General features: G+C 64.4%; 15 protein-coding genes. 7 read left to right on the top strand and 8 right to left on the bottom strand.

Annotation, left to right across the window (positions count from 1 at the left end; genetic code table 11):
- Window positions 1–54: 54 nt before the first annotated feature.
- The 5 genes from mmsB to CDPAHKCJ_RS03970 form a co-directional block, all read right to left on the bottom strand.
- Complete coding sequence (mmsB, locus tag CDPAHKCJ_RS03950) at window positions 55–969, bottom strand: 3-hydroxyisobutyrate dehydrogenase (protein WP_166018758.1); 915 nt, start codon at window positions 967–969, stop codon at window positions 55–57.
- 85 nt (window positions 970–1,054) lie between these two features.
- Window positions 1,055–2,239: an enoyl-CoA hydratase/isomerase family protein gene (locus CDPAHKCJ_RS03955; protein WP_166018759.1), complete on the bottom strand. Its 1,185-nt coding sequence runs from the start codon at window positions 2,237–2,239 to the stop codon at window positions 1,055–1,057.
- Complete coding sequence (locus tag CDPAHKCJ_RS03960; protein ID WP_166018760.1) at window positions 2,236–3,054, bottom strand: enoyl-CoA hydratase; 819 nt, start codon at window positions 3,052–3,054, stop codon at window positions 2,236–2,238. The genes CDPAHKCJ_RS03955 and CDPAHKCJ_RS03960 overlap by 4 nt, the downstream gene beginning before the upstream one ends.
- A 53-nt stretch (window positions 3,055–3,107) precedes the next feature.
- Window positions 3,108–4,274, bottom strand: a complete 1,167-nt coding sequence (locus tag CDPAHKCJ_RS03965; RefSeq protein ID WP_166018761.1) for an acyl-CoA dehydrogenase family protein — start codon at window positions 4,272–4,274, stop codon at window positions 3,108–3,110.
- Window positions 4,275–4,347: 73 nt separating this feature from the next.
- Complete coding sequence (locus CDPAHKCJ_RS03970; RefSeq protein ID WP_166018762.1) at window positions 4,348–5,943, bottom strand: CoA-acylating methylmalonate-semialdehyde dehydrogenase; 1,596 nt, start codon at window positions 5,941–5,943, stop codon at window positions 4,348–4,350.
- Window positions 5,944–6,301: 358 nt separating this feature from the next.
- On the opposite strand from CDPAHKCJ_RS03970, the gene CDPAHKCJ_RS03975 reads away from it, so the two are divergent.
- The 3 genes from CDPAHKCJ_RS03975 (at window position 6,302) to CDPAHKCJ_RS03985 (ending at window position 9,763) form a co-directional block, all read left to right on the top strand.
- Window positions 6,302–6,763 (top strand): MerR family DNA-binding transcriptional regulator, encoded by a 462-nt coding sequence (locus tag CDPAHKCJ_RS03975; RefSeq protein WP_166018763.1) that lies wholly within the window; start codon window positions 6,302–6,304, stop codon window positions 6,761–6,763.
- 322 nt (window positions 6,764–7,085) lie between these two features.
- Window positions 7,086–8,783: an AMP-binding protein gene (locus tag CDPAHKCJ_RS03980; protein WP_166018967.1), complete on the top strand. Its 1,698-nt coding sequence runs from the start codon at window positions 7,086–7,088 to the stop codon at window positions 8,781–8,783.
- Complete coding sequence (locus CDPAHKCJ_RS03985) at window positions 8,780–9,763, top strand: methyltransferase domain-containing protein (RefSeq protein ID WP_166018764.1); 984 nt, start codon at window positions 8,780–8,782, stop codon at window positions 9,761–9,763. The genes CDPAHKCJ_RS03980 and CDPAHKCJ_RS03985 overlap by 4 nt, the downstream gene beginning before the upstream one ends.
- A 482-nt stretch (window positions 9,764–10,245) precedes the next feature.
- Here the strand turns inward: CDPAHKCJ_RS03985 and CDPAHKCJ_RS03990 are convergent, their stop codons facing one another.
- Genes CDPAHKCJ_RS03990 through CDPAHKCJ_RS04000 form a run of 3 tightly spaced genes read right to left on the bottom strand, consistent with a single transcriptional unit; the run spans window position 10,246 to window position 12,718 of the window.
- Complete coding sequence (locus tag CDPAHKCJ_RS03990; protein ID WP_166018765.1) at window positions 10,246–11,208, bottom strand: biotin-dependent carboxyltransferase family protein; 963 nt, start codon at window positions 11,206–11,208, stop codon at window positions 10,246–10,248.
- Complete coding sequence (locus CDPAHKCJ_RS03995; protein WP_166018766.1) at window positions 11,205–11,951, bottom strand: allophanate hydrolase subunit 1; 747 nt, start codon at window positions 11,949–11,951, stop codon at window positions 11,205–11,207. The genes CDPAHKCJ_RS03990 and CDPAHKCJ_RS03995 overlap by 4 nt, the downstream gene beginning before the upstream one ends.
- Entirely contained in the window at window positions 11,951–12,718 is a 768-nt protein-coding gene (locus tag CDPAHKCJ_RS04000) for a 5-oxoprolinase subunit PxpA (protein ID WP_166018767.1), read from the bottom strand. Before CDPAHKCJ_RS04000 ends, CDPAHKCJ_RS03995 begins: the two co-directional genes overlap by 1 nt.
- Window positions 12,719–12,995: 277 nt before the next feature.
- On the opposite strand from CDPAHKCJ_RS04000, the gene CDPAHKCJ_RS04005 reads away from it, so the two are divergent.
- The 4 genes from CDPAHKCJ_RS04005 to CDPAHKCJ_RS04020 all read left to right on the top strand — a co-directional run bounded on the left by CDPAHKCJ_RS04005 (window position 12,996) and on the right by CDPAHKCJ_RS04020 (window position 16,541).
- Window positions 12,996–13,436 (top strand): VOC family protein, encoded by a 441-nt coding sequence (locus tag CDPAHKCJ_RS04005; protein ID WP_054555510.1) that lies wholly within the window; start codon window positions 12,996–12,998, stop codon window positions 13,434–13,436.
- A gap of 132 nt (window positions 13,437–13,568) precedes the next feature.
- On the top strand, window positions 13,569–14,480 hold the full coding sequence (locus CDPAHKCJ_RS04010; RefSeq protein ID WP_166018768.1) for a LysR family transcriptional regulator: 912 nt from the start codon (window positions 13,569–13,571) through the stop codon (window positions 14,478–14,480).
- Window positions 14,481–14,704: 224 nt separating this feature from the next.
- Window positions 14,705–15,724 carry a TRAP transporter substrate-binding protein gene (locus CDPAHKCJ_RS04015; RefSeq protein ID WP_166018769.1) on the top strand — a complete coding sequence of 340 codons (1,020 nt, stop codon included), beginning with the start codon at window positions 14,705–14,707 and terminating at the stop codon, window positions 15,722–15,724.
- Between the two features lie 259 nt (window positions 15,725–15,983).
- Window positions 15,984–16,541: a TRAP transporter small permease gene (locus tag CDPAHKCJ_RS04020; RefSeq protein ID WP_043331335.1), complete on the top strand. Its 558-nt coding sequence runs from the start codon at window positions 15,984–15,986 to the stop codon at window positions 16,539–16,541.
- The last annotated feature ends 1 nt before the right edge of the window (window position 16,542 follow it).

Genomic DNA, 16,542 nt, shown 5'->3' on the forward strand with positions numbered 1-16,542 from the left:
CCTTGCAGATGATGTTGTGCTCGGGGGCATGTCAGCGGCTGGCTGAGTGACAGCTCACGCATCGGCCTCGCCGCAGCGATAGAAGCGCTGGATGCTCGAGAAATCGAGGCGTCCTGCGCCCTGGGCGGCATGCTGGACGAACAGATTACGCGCCTGGGAGCCCATTGGCACCGCCGATTTCGAGCCCAGCGCCATCTCCCAGGCAAGGCTAAGATCCTTGGTCATGAGGTCCACCAAGAAGCCGCCCTGATAATCATTGGAGGCCGGTGCGGCTTCCATCACGCCAGGCCAGGGGTTGTAGACGTTGAGCGCCCAGTTGCCGCCGGAGGACTGCTTCATCACCTCGGATAGCACGGCCGGGTCCAGTCCGTTCTTGACCCCCAGCGCCAGCGCCTCGGCGGTGCCACTCATCAGGATGCCCAGCAGCATGTTGTTGCAGATCTTGGCGACCTGACCGCTGCCGGCCGGGCCGGCATGGAACAGATTCTTGCCCATCACTTCCAGCAGCGGCACGGCACGCGCATAGCCTTCATCCGGCCCCCCGACGATGAAGCTCAAGGTTCCCGCACGCGCCCCGCCGACCCCGCCGGACACCGGAGCATCCATGAAGGTGATGCCACGCTCGTCGGCATGGCGTGCGACCAGACGTGCATCATCCGGCGCGATGGTCGAGGCGTCGATCACCAGTACCGAGGCGTCAAGCGAGGCCAGGAGGCCACCCGCACCGTCTTCCTTGTCACCCAGATAGAGCTTTCGCACGTGCTGACCGGCCGGCAGCATGCTGATCAACACCTCGACACCTTCGACGATCTCTCCGGGAGATGCCGCGCGGGTAGCGCCCGCCTCGACCAGCTCGTTCATGGCCGACTCGACCAGATCGAAGACCCTTACCGCATGGCCAGCCTTGACCAGATTGAGCGCCATGGGCCCGCCCATGTTGCCGAGTCCGATGAAACCGATGGATGTCATGGCAATGCTTCCTTGTGTACAGGTTCTTGTTGTCATTGGCGTCCGGCGGCAAGTCTGCGCTTGCCACCGGTGCTGAAAAGCGCGTTCAGAGGTCCATCAGCGGATGCTCATCCTCTTCCCACAGCGGCGCGAAGAAGCCGTCGATGTATTCCTCGGAAACCTGAGCGATCGAGGCATAGGCCCACTGCGGCTGCTTGTCCTTGTCGATCAACAGGGCGCGCACCCCTTCGGCAAGCTCGGTGCCCATGCAGCAGCGTACCGACAAGGTCAGCTCGTCGCGGAAGGCCTCCGCCAGCGAGGAGTGGCGATGGCGGCCCAGCATGCGAAATACCAGATGCGGTGAGCTGGGGCAGCCGGCCAGCAGACGCTCGCGGTTGGCGCTCAGCCACGCATTGCAGTCACTGCGCGCCTGGGGGTCGTCGAGGATCCGCTGGCAGGCCTTCAGCACTTCGCGCCCGGCGACCAGCTGCTGAAGATGATCGAAGAGCGGCAGCACCTGCCCCGGCGGCGCCAGTTCACGACGCTCGAACTCGCTCAGCACCTGGCTCAGATGACGCGACGGGTGACGGCCGAACTCCCCCTCGCACAGCGCCTGCTTGAGCGCCTCGCGCTGCGCATCGGGAATCAGACGTGTCGCCAGCCCAAGATCCAGCGCATCGCGGGCATTCAGCTGCGCGCCGGTCGCGCCGAGATATTCTCCGATGCCACGCGGCAGGCGATTGAGCAGCCAGCTGGCCCCGACATCCGGGTACAGGCCGATGCTGACTTCCGGCATCGCCAATCGTGAGCTTTCGGTGACCACGCGCTCACAACCGCCGGCGAACAGCCCCATGCCGCCGCCCATCACGATGCCGCCGCCCCACACCAGCAGCGGCTTGGGGAAGGTATGCAGCCGGTGATCGAGCCGGTATTCGGCGGTGAAGTAGCGGGTGGCGAAGAAATCATCCAGCGCCTCAAGAGGGTCAGCGCCTTCGCTGGCAGGCGCCGTGGTCATCGCCTGATAGAGCGCCACGATATCGCCACCGGCACACAGTGCACGCTCGCCGGCACCTTCCAGCCACACCATGGCGATGCTGCTGTCCAGCTCCCAGGCATCCAGCTGCGCCTCGATGCGCTCGATCATGGCCAGCGACAGCGCATTCAGCGAACGCGGCGCGTTCAGGCGCACGATTCCCAGCTGCTTGCCGTCACGGGCGCGCCGCGTCTCGAACACCACGGGCGCCTCGACATCGGTCGCGGCCTTGGCGGTGACACCTTCTATCTGGCTCATGAGTGCCCTCCTCCCTTCACCTCTTCCTGGTGCGAGACCCACTGCGGTGCGCGTTTCTCGAGGAAGGCGCTGACGCCCTCCTTCTGGTTGGGGTCATCGAACAGCTCGACGAACAGCTCGCGCTCCATGCGCAGGCCATCGCTCATGCCGCGATGGCGTGACGACATGATCAACGCCTTGCAGCGCGCCACCGCACTCGGACTCTGGTTGGCGACGCTCTCGGCGATCGCCAGTGCGCGCTCGAAGCTCTGGCCGGTCTCGACCACCTCTTCGGCCAGCCCGATACGACCGGCGGTCTCTGCATCCACCTGCTCCCCACACAGGATCATGCGCTTGGCCCAGCCTTCGCCGACCAGCCACGGCAGATGCTGGGTGCCGCCCGCGCACGGCAGCAGTCCCACCTTGGCCTCCGGAAGTGCCAGTTTCGCCTGACGCTCGACGATACGGATGTCGCAGGCCAGCGCGCATTCAAGCCCGCCGCCCATCGCGTAGCCGTTGACGGCGGCGATCGTCACGCCCGGAAAGTTGGCCAGGCGCTCGAAGGCCAGCCCGAAGCGGCGTGCCATGGTCGCGGCGACACCCTTGTCACCATCAGCGAAGGTCTTGAGATCGGCGCCGGCGGAGAAGAACCTGTCGCCCTCACCGGTGATCACCACGGCGCTTATGCTGCCATCGCCCTCCAGCTCATCGAGCAACTGCTCCAGCTCGATCAAGGACGCTTCCGTCCAGGTGTTGGCCGGCGGGTTGTTGATGGTGACACGGGCGATATGACGATCCTTCTCGACAACGAGGCATGGCCCTTGACTGGATGACATCACGTAACTCCCTGAAAGATGGTAACCACTGACGAATTGGAGTGGAGGCGCCGCTACGCCAGCGACTCGATCATGCCCGGCGTCAGAAGACGGCGCGCGATGATCAGACGCATGATCTCGTTGGTGCCTTCCAGAATCTGGTGCACACGGGTGTCGCGCACAAGCCGCTCCAACGGATACTCACGGATATAACCGTAGCCGCCGTGCAGCTGGAGTGCCTGATTGCAGACCTCGAAGCCCATGTCGGTGGCGAAGCGCTTGGCCATCGCACAGTGGGCACTGGCCTCGCCATCCCCCTCATCGAGCTTGAAGGCCGCCAGCCGCACCAGGGTGCGCGCCGCGGTCAGTTCGGTGGCCATGTCGGCCAGCTTGAACTGCAGGGCCTGGAACTGCGCCAGCTCGCGCCCGAACTGCTTGCGCTCGCCGAGATAATCCCGCGACAGCTCCAGCGCCTTCTGGGCCGCACCCAGTGAGCAGGTCGCGATGTTGATGCGTCCGCCATCCAGCGCCTTCATCGCGAAGCGGAAGCCCTCGCCCTCCTCACCCAGACGATAGGCCGCCGGGACCCGCACGCGATCGAAGCTCACCAGCCGGGTCGGCTGGCTGTTCCAGCCCATCTTGTCTTCCTTCTTGCCGTAGCTGATGCCACCGGCATCCGCTGGCACCACGAAGGCCGAGATACCCGCCGCGCCGCTGTCGGGCTCGCCGGTGCGCGCCATCACCACCAGCACGTCCGTGGCGCCGGCACCGGAGATGAACATCTTGGAGCCACTCAGGTAGTAGTCATCGCCCTCACGCTCGGCGCGGGTCCGCAGGCTGGCAGCGTCACTGCCGCTGCCCGGCTCGGTCAGGCAGTAGGAGCCGAGCTTGTCGCCCGTCACCATCGCCGGTACCCACTGCTCGCGGCAGCTGTCCGTGGCGAAACTGGCGATCATCCAGCCCACCATGTTGTGGATGGTGATGTAGGCAGTGGTCGAGATGCAGCCGGTGGCCAGCTGCTCGAGAATGATGGAGCTGTCCAGACGCGGCAGGCCAAGGCCACCGTGCTCCTCGGGGACATAGAGCCCCATGAAACCCGCCTCGCCCGCCTTCTTCAGTGTCTCGACAGGGAAGTGGGCGGTAGCGTCCCACTCGGCGGCATGCGGGGCAAGCTCGGCATCCGCGAAGGCACGCGCCCCCTCCTGGAGGGCACGTTGGTCATCGGTCAGCGAAAAGTTCATGCAGCTGCCTCCTGTTGTCCTTGTCCTTTATCCCCAGGCCGCCGAGCCCTCAGCGGTCTTGTAAAAAGAGCCATCAGCGCATCTGGATAGAAAAGTTGGGCTGATTGCCCTCGGCCGGCGCATCGTCGAACCAGCGCGCCGTCACCGTCTTGGTCTCGGTATAGAAACGCACCGCCTGCTTGCCATAGGCATGCAGATCGCCGAAGAAGCTGCCGCGCCAGCCGGTGAAGGAGAAGAACGGCAGCGGCACCGGAATCGGCACGTTGATGCCGACCTGGCCGACCGCGATCTCGTTCTGGAAGCGCCGCGCCGCGCCGCCGGAGCGCGTGAAGATGGAGGTGCCGTTGCCATAGGGATTGTTGTTGATCAGCTCGATGGCCTCGGACAGATCCGCCGCCTCCATGCAGCACAACACCGGCCCGAAGATCTCCTCGCGATAGAGCACCATCTCCGGCGTCACCTTGGAAAACAGACACGGCCCCAGCCAGTTGCCGTCGGGATAGCCCGCCATCGAGATGCCGCGACCATCCAGCAGCAGCTCGGCGCCTTCCTCGACGCCCTGAGCGATCCAGCCGGTCACGCGCTCCAGCGCCTGCGGCGAGATCAGCGGTCCGTAGCTGGCGCCCTTGTCATCCCAGGCCCCGGGACGCACCTCGGCCAGCGCATCGCGCACCCGCTCGATCAAGGCTTTCGCATCACCGACGAAGACCGCCACCGAGATCGCCATGCAGCGCTGACCCGCCGCGCCGACACTGGCACCGACCAGCGCGTTGACGACCTGGTCCGCAGGAGCATCCGGCATGATCACCATGTGATTCTTGGCACCCGCGAAACACTGGGCGCGCTTGAGGTTGTCGGTGGCGGTGCGATAGATGTGCTGCCCCACCGGCACCGAGCCGACGAAGCTCACGGTGCGCGGAATCTCGTGGGCCAGCAGGTGATTGACCTGATCGCGCCCGCCCTGCACCACGGTCAGGATGCCCTCGGGGGCACCCGCTTCCATGAACAGCTCCGCCAGCCGCAGCGTGGTCAGCGGCACCTGCTCGGACGGTTTGAGCACGAAGGCATTGCCACAGGCGATGGACAGCGGGAACATCCACAGCGGTATCATGGCGGGGAAGTTGAACGGCGTGATGCCCAGACAGACACCCAGCGACTGGGTCACGGAATAGCTGTCGATGCCGGTGGCGACGTTCTCCACCGTCTCACCCATCAGCAGGCTGGGAATGTTGGCGGCGTGTTCGACCACCTCGATGCCGCGCCACACATCGCCCTTGGCGTCCTCGAAGGTCTTGCCCAGCTCGTGGGAGATGATCTCGGCCAGCTCGTCATGATGCTGCTTGAGCAGATGCTGATAGCTGAGCATCAGACGGGCGCGCGTCGGCACCGGCGTGTTGCGCCAGCGCTGGAAGGCCTGCTCGGCGTGGTCCAGCGCTTCATCCAGCTCACTCAGCGGCGACAGGGGCACGCGGGCGATCTCGGCGTTGGTGGCCGGGTTGGTGACGCCCAGGTGCTGATCGGCGCGACTTTCGACAAACTGACCATTGATCAGCTGTGGCAGCACCAGCGGCGCGCTGTCACCGGCGACCACGGCGCGCAGGCGTGACAGCAGATCCAGTGAACCGCCAGAGGGCGCGGCAGTAGAGGGCGTGAGAGACGTCGAAGACATGGCGTGGCATTCCTGTGGCTGTTGTTATTGGGAGGAAGACAGTGTGTCAACAGAGCCGAAGTCATCAGGCAGATCCATTTCGCAGAACCAGACCGTTGGCAGAAAACGGCAAGCCGAGACTGTGATCTGATTCAACCTAGCATCTGCTTGGTTGGCTGCAAATACTATTACCCTTTACGTTAACGTAAACAATGCTAGTCTGTAGAAAATTCACGGCCAGACGCCGCTGGCACCCACTGCGCCAAGGAGCATTCCCCTCTCCTCGGCGCGCACAGCATCCGGAGCGGCAGTGCCCATGACAGATACGATGATGACCCCAAGTCCTGACCCCAAATCCCGGACAACGCCTGATGGCGCAATGAACAACGATGCCGGTGTGGAATCCCTGCTGAGTACCACCAGCACCAGCGACGCCATCCGTCCGACCCAGCGCACCTGGAGCATCGGCGAGCTGGCACGGCATTTCGACGTGACCACGCGCACCATCCGCTTCTACGAGCAGGAAGGTCTGCTGCACCCGGAGCGACGCGGTCAGACGCGCGTCTATCGCGACAAGGACCGCGTGCGTCTCAAGCTGACCCTGCGCGGCAAGCGACTGGGCTTCTCGCTGGCCGAGATTCGTGAAGTGGTCGACCTCTACGACGCCGCCGACGGCGGTGGCGAGAAGCAGCTCACCCGTCTGCTTGGCATCCTGAGCGAAAAGCGTGAGGGCCTTGAGCGACAGCTGCGCGATCTCACCGCCATGCAGCGCGAGCTGGATGACGTCGAGACACGTGCTCGCGAAGCCCTCGCCCGCCTGGCCGACGACAGCGAGAGCTGATTGACGTCAACAACACCAGAACCCGCTCGCGCCAGCAGCAGCTATATAACTGCCGGCTACACAAGTGACAGCGACTAGACTGTCTATAGAAAACTGACCCACGCCTCACGAGTGCGGGCGACAGCAGACTGCCGGAGAGCAGCGCGTCGCCCGCTGATCACGCGACTCACGACAAGACGACAAAAACGAAAAGAACAACACTGCGTCACCGCCTCCCTGAGGCGGCTCCCCCTGACAAGCCTTGCCTCACCAATAACAACCAAGGACACAGGAAAGCACCATGTCACAGGACGCCATCGCCACACGCCAGCCTGCCAGCGAAATGGCACGCGCAAGCCAGTCAGCCAGCTATCTCAGCGCCACCTCCGATACGCCACTGATGGGAGAAACCATCGGGGATTGCCTTGACCGCATCTGCGCGCGCTGGCCCGAGCGCGATGCTCTGATCAGCCGCCATCAGGGACTGCGCTACACCTGGGCCGAACTGCACGCCGAGGTCGAACGCGTGGCGCGCGGCCTGCTGGCAATGGGCATCGAGCGTGGCGACCGCGTCGGCATCTGGGCACCCAATCGTGCCGAATGGACGCTGATCCAGTACGCCACCGCCAAGATCGGCGTAGTGCTGGTCAATCTCAACCCGAGCTATCGCGGCCATGAGCTGGCCTACGCCCTCAAGCAATCCGGCGCGGCGACGCTGATCTTCCAGTCTCGCTTCAAGGCGTCCGACTATGTGGCGATCCTCGAGGAGCTGTTCCCCGAGGCCAAGGAGGCCCGCGGCCGTGATGGCATTCACAATGGCGCGCTGCCGGACCTCAGGCGCCTGATCTGCTTCGAGGCCGAAGATGCCCTGCCCGGCATGCTCAACTGGCAGGATGTGCTCAGCGGTGCCGACAGCGTCTCGCGGGAAACACTCAGCGAGTTGCAGGCCAGCCTGACCTTCGATGACCCGATCAACATCCAGTACACCTCCGGCACGACCGGCGCCCCCAAGGGCGCGACCCTCTCGCACCACAACATCCTCAACAACGGCTTCTTCGTCGCCGAGCGCATGAATCTCACGGAGCAGGACAAGCTGGTGATGCCGGTGCCGCTCTATCACTGCTTCGGCATGGTGATGGGCAATCTGGGCTGCCTGACCCACGGCGCCGCCATCGTCTACCCGGAAGCGGGCTTCGATCCGCTGGCCACCCTGCAGGCGGTCAGCGAGGAAGGCGCCACCGCGATGTTCGGCGTGCCGACGATGTTCATCGCCGAGCTCGAACACCCGCGCTTCGCCGAATTCGACCTCACCAGCCTGCGCACCGGCACCATGGCCGGCTCCATCTGCCCCATCGAGGTGATGCGCCAGGTCATCGAACGCATGCACATGCGCGAGGTCACCATCGCCTACGGCATGACCGAGACCAGCCCGGTCAGCCTGCAGACCACGCGTGAGGCGCCGCTGGACAAGCGTGTCTCCACTGTCGGCACCCTGCACCCGCATCTGGAGATCAAGATCATCGACCCTGACAGCGGGCGCGTGGTGCCAGTCGGCGAGAAGGGCGAGCTGTGCACGCGGGGTTACAGCGTGATGCTGGGCTACTGGAACAATCCGGAGGCCACCGCCAAGGCCATCGATGCCGGCCGCTGGATGCATACCGGCGACCTCGCTACGCTGGATGAAGACGGCTACGTGACGATCGTGGGACGTATCAAGGACATGATCATCCGCGGTGGCGAGAATATCTATCCGCGCGAGATCGAGGACTTCCTCTACACCCACCCTGCGGTGTCGGACGTGCAGGTGATCGGCGTGCCCGATGAGCGGTATGGCGAGGAAGTGATGGCGTGGGTCAAGCTCAAGGAAGGCGAGCAGCTGGATGCCGAAGGCCTCAAGGCTTTCTGCCAGGGACGTATCGCTCACTTCAAGGTGCCGCGCTACATCAAGTTCGTGGAGGAATTCCCGATGACCGTGACCGGCAAGATCCAGAAGTTCAAGATGCGCGAGGCCGCGACACAAGAACTGGGGCTGGCCAGGTGAGCACGTCACGTGAGGAGGAAGATGACGCCCCCGCCACACGCCACCTGAGCAGCGCCCGTCAGCAGGTCGCCCACTATGCGGCGAGCCACCATCATGCGGCGCTCGAGACGCTGATCGATGCCCATCCGGCAGGCGAACTGCCGATCATGGCACTGGCCGGGCTGGACCAACTGCATCTGGGTGGCGTGACGGGCACCCGCGAGCTGCTGGCGCTCGCCAGGCTGGAACCCCAGTCGCGGGGACTTTCGATACTCGAACTCGGCGCCGGCCTTGGCGGGCTGGCGCGCCATATTGCCAGCCAGTCGCGTGACACCGGCGCGAATCACCGCATCACCACGCTGGATCTCTCGAGCAGTCTCTGCGAGCTGGCGATCGCCCTCAACCGGGCCACCGGACTGCGCGAGTCGATTCGCGTGCTGGAGGGCGACGCCTGCTACCCCGAGCTGCATCCGGCCCTGTCGGGCCGCCGTTTTGATCGCCTCTTCAGCCAGCACCTGCTGGTGCATCTGAGCGACAAGGTCAGCACGCTCACGCAGTGGCATGACTGTCTTGAGCAGGATGGCTATCTCCTGCTGCACGAGCCGGTGCTCAGCGTGCAGGCGCAGGCGCTTGGCGAGCGCCCTGCCTTGCCATTGCCATGGGCACTGTCACCGCGCGGCGACCAGCTGGCCAGCTGCGAGGAGCTGCATGAGGCGATGGCCAGCAGTGGCTTCGAGGTCGATGCCCATGTCGAGCTGACCGATCAGGTGCTGAGCTGGCAGGCGCGCCGCATGCGCGAGAGCACCAGCGAGCAACCCAGCGCCTACCGCGATGACGCGCCTGCGCCCTCGCCGGCCATGCTGGCCGCCCGCGGCCTGACGCCGGAACTGGTGTTCGGCCCGGCCTTTTCCCTGATGCAACGCAACCTGATGCTGGCCCTGGAAGCCGGCTGGCTGGAGGTTCACCTGTGGCGCCTGCGCAAGCGCCCTGCCAGGCAGTGAAGGGCGTGATGAATCAGCAGAACTCACCGCAGGGACACGGCGAGGAAAAAATTAGGAAACAGCGCTCGCAAATGACTGGCATCCGCCTGCCTCAACCGTTATTCTTGCCAGTACAGTCCCGTTCGGGGGATAAGCCGTTCGTTACCCGTCAGCATGTGAGGGTAATGTGCCCGACATGATGACCGCATTGCTTCGTGTTTCATCGATACCCACGAGTCAGTGCAACGTTTCCCGATGCTCGCGCAACGTTTCTCCGGGAATCTGTTCATCAAGGGCGTGATCTGATCAATCACTCCCAACAGCATCAAAGATTCCCTCACGGGAAAACCGAAAGGGCCTCCACTTGGAGGCCCTTTTTTTGTCTGCGCACTTAGATCCAGTCACTCAGGTCTGCACGCTCTGATCTGCACTTTCTGGTCTTCACGCTCAGATCTAGACGCTCTGGTCTGCAGGCGTCGAGCGGAAAGCTCCGCTGCGGTGCATCACGACTGCCAACCGGCCAGCACCTCGAGGTGATCACGACGCGCCTGACCCGGTGTCACGGCCGCCAGTCGCACCCAGGTGCCCGGCACACATTGCCCGAGCTGTGCGCAGGCCAATGGCGTCAGCGCGCCAAGGCGCGGGTAGCCGCCGATGGTCTGGCGGTCATTGAGCAAAATGATGGGCTGGCCATCGGCCGGCACCTGCACGGCGCCCAGCGGAATGCCCTCGGACACCATGCCCGCTCCGTCTCGCTCCAGTCGCGGGCCGGTCAGGCGCACCCCCATGCGGTCGGCGCGCCCATCCACCGCCCATTCGCTGTTGAAGGCGCGATAGAGGCTGTCGCCACTGAACTCGGCGATCTGCGCCCCCACGACCAGCGGCAATTCAAGCGCCTCGCCCTCCTTGGGGGTCAGCGACTGCTGCCATGCCTGTGCCGAGGCCGGCAGCTCGCGCAGCGACAGCTCATTGCTGGCAGCCGTCAGCACATCACCGCTGGCCAGGGCTCGCCCTTCACCATCCAGCCCGCCGAGGCCGTCGCGCACCGTGCTGGCGGCGCTGCCCAGCACCGGGACGACATCCAGGCCACCGGGGAAGGCCAGATAGGCGCGCAGCCCGGCGACGGGACGCTCGAACTTGAGCAGCTGTCCACTGGCCACCTCGAAGGCCTGACCCGGCGCGAGCGCCTCGCCGTCGAGGGTCGCGGCCAGATCTGCCCCGCACAGCGCCAGAGTGCCGGCCTGTTCGACCTTGAACAGCAAGCCGCCGCCCATGGTGATCTCGAGCCCCGGTGCATCATGGGCGTTGCCCAGCAGCCAGTTGGCCCAGCCCAGTGACACCCAGTCAGCCGCCCCGCCCTGGGTCACGCCCAGGTGACGCACGCCCAGACGGCCAGCGTCCTGCACCAGCGCCAGGGCACCGCTACGTTCGACGCGCAGCGTCGTCTTCGTCTTCACGTCACTCATGCACGTTCCTCCAGCGGGGTGACATCGCCGCCCAGGCGAACGAATTCCTCTCTGCTCACGGAGACAAAGCGCACGCGATCACCGGGCATGAAACGACTGGACGGTTCACCGGCCTCGTTGCGCCCGAACAGGGTGATGGGCGTGCGGCCCAGAATGTTCCAGCCACCGGGTGAGCGGGACGGGTAGATGGCGGCCTGGCGGTCGGCGATACCGACGCTGCCGGGGGCGATCTTCTGGCGCGGCGTCTTGAGGCGCGGCGTAGTCAGCGCCTCTTCCAGCACGCCCATGAAGGCGAAACCGGGCGCGAAGCCAAGGGCGAACACGCAGTAGTCATGCGCCCCATGACGCTCGATCAGCGCCTCGATGCTGATGCCCAGCCGCGCGGCAATCGGTGCCAGCTCCGGCCCGACACTGTCGTCATACCAGACGGGCACTTCATGCAGCTGGCCCTGCTGGCCACTGGCCGGCGCAAGATCCGCCAGCGCGGCCTGAATGCGGGCACGCGCCTCGCCTTCTTCCAGCGCAGCCACATCGTAGTGCAGCAGCAGCGTGGTGTAGGACGGCACCAGATCGACCAGCGCCGCGCCGAAGGCCTCACGCAGCGCACTGTCGGCGGCCAGCACCCAGGCCATGTTGGATTCCTCGATGCGATCGAACAGCCGAATGATCAGCGAGTCCATGCCGACGGTCTCGAGGCGCAGTTGCGGTGACGTGCCACGGCCGTGGCTGTCAGCCCCCGCCATCAGGCACCCGCCAACGTATCGAAGGCTTCACGAATGGCGCGCACCGCGGCCACGGACTCGGCGTTGTCACCGTGCACGCACAGCGTATCGGCGGACAGCACCAGATCACCGCCGCTGCTATCGGTCAGTGCTTCACCACGCGCCAGCGTCACGGACTGGGCGATGATCACCTCGCTGTCGTGATGCACGGCACCCGGCTCACGACGCGATACCAGATGGCCACGCGAGTCGTAGGCGCGGTCGGCGAAGGCCTCGAACCACAGCGTGATGCCCATCTCGTCGGCCAGCGCCTGCATCGGTGCGGGGTTGGCGGTCGCCATCACCATCAGCGGCAGACTGGCGTCATAACGCACCACGGCCTGCATGACGGCGCGCAGCAGCGTCGGGTCGGCGGCCATGTCGTTGTAGAGCGCACCATGCGGCTTCACATACTGGACGCGAGTGCCCTCGGCGCGACAGATGCCATCGAGCGCGCCGATCTGATAGAGCAGCATGTCCTCGACTTCGGCAGGCGAACACGCCATCGAGCGGCGGCCGAACCCTTGCAGGTCCGGATAGGCCGGGTGTGCGCCGATACGTACGTCATGCTGGACCGCCAGGCGCACGGTGCGGCGCATGATGGTGGGGTCGGAGGCGTGGAAGCCACAGGCGATATTGGCGCAGTCGACGAAGGGCATGACCTCTTCATCCAGACCGATCTTCCAGTTGCCGAAGCTTTCGCCCATATCGCAGTTGAGCAGGGGCAGAGAGGGAGCAGAGCGGGACATAGCGGAACCTCACAGGTCAGATCTTGTGTGTTGTTATGCCTCCACTCTATGTAAGGGGCCGCCTTGGTATCCAATCGTATTTTATGATTCGTCATATCGGTGAAATCTTTCATCATCTTGCGCCATGAAAGCACCGGCCGTGTATCGCTTGCCCGACAGAGCGCGTCATGCTTCTGTCTTGGGCGAGCCGAGCGGTGGCGGCAGGCTCTGTCACCCCGCCCACCGCTTGTCTGAAGTCATTCCTTGCTCAGCCCCCAACAACAACAGGAGTTTCACCATGGCCGTCAGCGACCCGTTTCACCTCGCCATCCAGGTCCGCGATATCGCTGAGGCACGCCGCTTCTACGGCGAGTTTCTGGGCTGCCCCGAGGGCCGCTCGTCCGACAGTTGGGTCGATTTCGACCTCTATGGCCACCAGTTCGTCTGTCACCTGAATCCGGCGCTGGCCGACCCGGCAAGCGCCGTCGCTCAGCACCGCAACCCGGTCGATGGCCATGGCGTGCCGGTGCCGCACTTCGGTGTGGTACTGGAGATGGACGCCTGGCAGGCACTGGCGGACCGCCTCATCGCCGAGGGTGTCACCTTCGAGATCGAGCCCCATATCCGCTTCAAGGGCGAACCCGGCGAACAGGCGACGATGTTCTTCCTCGACCCCACCGGCAATGCGCTGGAATTCAAGGCCTTCAAGGACCGCGAAAGCCAGCTGTTTCGCAAATGACGCAAGCGACCCGCGCCAGCGAGTGAGCCCGCGCCCGGCCTGACGCAGACCATGCCCCGTGATGAAAGCTGACGCCCCGCGCCGCATGCGGCAAGATGGGCGGTATCAACGATTCATCACGGGGCATCTGCCATGTTCGACTTCAAGGAACTCGAGGCCTTCGTCTGGGTGGTCCGGCTTGGCTCGTTCCGCAAGGGCGCCACCAAGCTTCACCTGACCCAGCCCTCCATCTCGGACCGCATCAACCGCCTGGAAGCCACCGTCGGCGAATCCCTGCTGGAACGCGCCACCCGCCCCATCCAGCCCACCTTGCGCGGACGAGAGTTCTTCGCCCACGCCGAGCGTCTGCTCAGTGGTCGCGATGAAGCCATGCGCCTGTTTCAGGATGAAGGTGCCTTCTCCGGCACCCTGCGTCTGGGCGTGATCGAGACCATCGCCAACAGCTGGTTTCCCGCCTTCATGCGCCAGCTGGCCGAACGCTATCCCAAGCTGACGCTGGAAATGACCGTCGATATCTCGCCCTCCCTGCATCAGCGTCTGGCCGACAATGACCTCGACATGCTGTTCGCGATGGACAGCGCCGCCATGGGGCCCTACGCCACCCAGACCCCGCTGTGCACCTTCGAGATGGGCATGTTCGCCTCACCGACCCTCGCCGAGCAGCTGGCCGAGGATGACGAGCGCTTCGCCTCCACACCATTCATCTCCTTCAGCAAGCAGGCGCGCCCCTATACCGAGCTGGTCAGCTATCTATCGGACCAGGGGATCACTCAGCCCAAGGTGCACTGCACCAGCACCCTGATGACCATCCTGCGCATGAGCAGCGAAGGGCTCGGCATCGGCGTACTGCCGGTCGCCACGGTAGAGGATGTCATCAGCCACGGCGAACTGGTGCGCCTGCCACTCACGACCCCGCTGCCCCCGATGATCTATGAAGCCATCTGGCGCAATGCCAACTATCCCGATTTCTGTGCCAGCGTGGCTCGCCTCGGCCGCCAATGTGCCGAGACCTACTCGCAGCAACACGCGCATTCCAATCCCTGATCAGACTAACTGTCATGCGCTGAGTCAGGGTTGATCGCGCGCCGCTCCGCACCAGGCCAGCATCAGACCAAGGTCTAACAATATCGCCAAAGGCTTTCATGCGACGACACGATGAAAGATTTCATCGATACTGCGCATCAGAATTAACGATTGGACGGGATGGCCCGTCGCTTGAAGAATGAAATCGTCTGCCGACAACATTCAATAATAATGAGGAACAAGACATGCGTAAGCCCAACGATTCCCTCACTCGCAAGACCCCGACAGTCAAGTCCTTCGCCTGGCTGGCGACAGTGGGTGCCCTGGCCTTCAGTGGCTCGGCACTCGCGGCACAGTGGAACCTCGCTACTCCGTATGGCGATGCCAGCTTCCACACCAAGAACACCAAGCAGTTCGCCGAGGACGTCACCGAGGCTACCGATGGCGAGCTGACCGTGACCGTGCACAGCGGCGGTTCCCTGATCTCCCACGGCGAGATCAAGCCTTCCGTGCGTCGCGGCACCGTCCAGGCCGGTGAGATCTTCCTGTCGATTCTCTCCAACGAATCGCCGGTCTACGAGCTGGACACCCTGCCGGGCGTCGCCTCCAGCTATGAAGAAGCCTTCGCCCTCTGGCAGGCCTCCAAGCCGGACATCACCGCGCTGTTCGCCAAGGAAGGTCTGATGCCGCTGTACGCGGTCGCCTGGCCGGCCCAGGGTATCTACACCGACTTCGACCTGACCGACGTCTCCCAGCTCAAGGGCCTGCGTATCCGCGCGCCCAACATCAACACCCAGCGTTTCGTCGAGAACGTCGGCGGCAAGCCCACCGAGACCGAAGAAGCCGACATCCCCACCGCCTTCAGCACCGGTCGTGTCGACGCGATGATCACCTCCAGCTCCACCGGCAAGTCCATGTCGGCCTGGGATTACGTCAAGCACTACAATGACGCCAAGCTGTGGCTGCCGAAGAACATCGTCTTCGTCAACAAGCGTGCCTTCGATCGCCTCGACGAGAGCACCCAGCAAGCCGTGCTCGATGCCGCCAAGGCCGCCGAGACCCGCGGCTGGGAAGCCAGCAAGGCCGATGCCGCCGAGAGCGCCAAGGTGCTGACCGAGAATGGCTTCACCATCACGGAGCCTGACGCCAAGCTGGCCGAAGACCTGAAGGCCGCCGGTGACAAGCTGTTCCAGGACTGGAAGTCGCGTGCCGGTGAAGAAGGCCAGCAGCTGCTCGAGCGCTACCGCGCAGACCTGGATGCCTGAGATGAGCTCACAAGCCTGACTGCCCGGCACTGAACGCTGGTCACATGGCCGAGCGCATCGACCGTGCACTGCCTGAGCAACGTCTGAGCATTGCCTGAGCGCTGCAAAGTCCTGACTGACCCCAGCTGCAGCGTTGCTATCCCGCCACGCGATACGCCACTCGAGACTCCGACACCTGCCGTCCGCCGGCAGGTGACCCACGGACAAGCCTGTGCGCAGCATCGCGTGGCCACCCTCACCTTCCCTGTGAGCGCCCGTCATGACCTATTTCTTCGACAGACTCTATCGCCTCGGTGCGTGGGGTGCGGCGGCCTGCATGCTGCTGATCTGCACCCTCGTCAGCCTGCAAGTCTTCCTGCGCCTGATCGACGCCATCATGGTGATGTTCGGTGCCGAGCGTCTCGGCTTCGAGATCTCCGGCGTGTCGGAAATGGCTGCCTTCCTGCTGGTCGGCGCCACCTTCCTGAGCCTCGCCTACACCTTCACGCATCACGCTCATATCCGCGTGACGCTGGTGATCAACCGCCTGCCGGCCGCCGTGCGCGTATGGATCGAAAGCCTCGCGCTGCTGATCGCACTCGGCCTGAGCGTCTTGATCACCCATGAACTGGTACTGCTGGTCGGCGAGAGCCTCGAGTACCACGACATCTCCTCCGGCCTGCTGGCGCTGCCGCTGTGGATTCCGCAGAGCGTGCTGGTCGCCGGTACCGGCCTGCTGTGCCTGGCGATTCTCGAGACCCTGATCGCCACGCTGCGCACCGCCTTCACCGCGCCCTCAAGCTACGTGGCGCCCGAGCCCGAAGACGGAGCCGAATGAC

Origin of the sequence: Cobetia sp. MB87 (genome assembly GCF_011319755.1) — a bacterium.
Taxonomy (GTDB): domain Bacteria; phylum Pseudomonadota; class Gammaproteobacteria; order Pseudomonadales; family Halomonadaceae; genus Cobetia.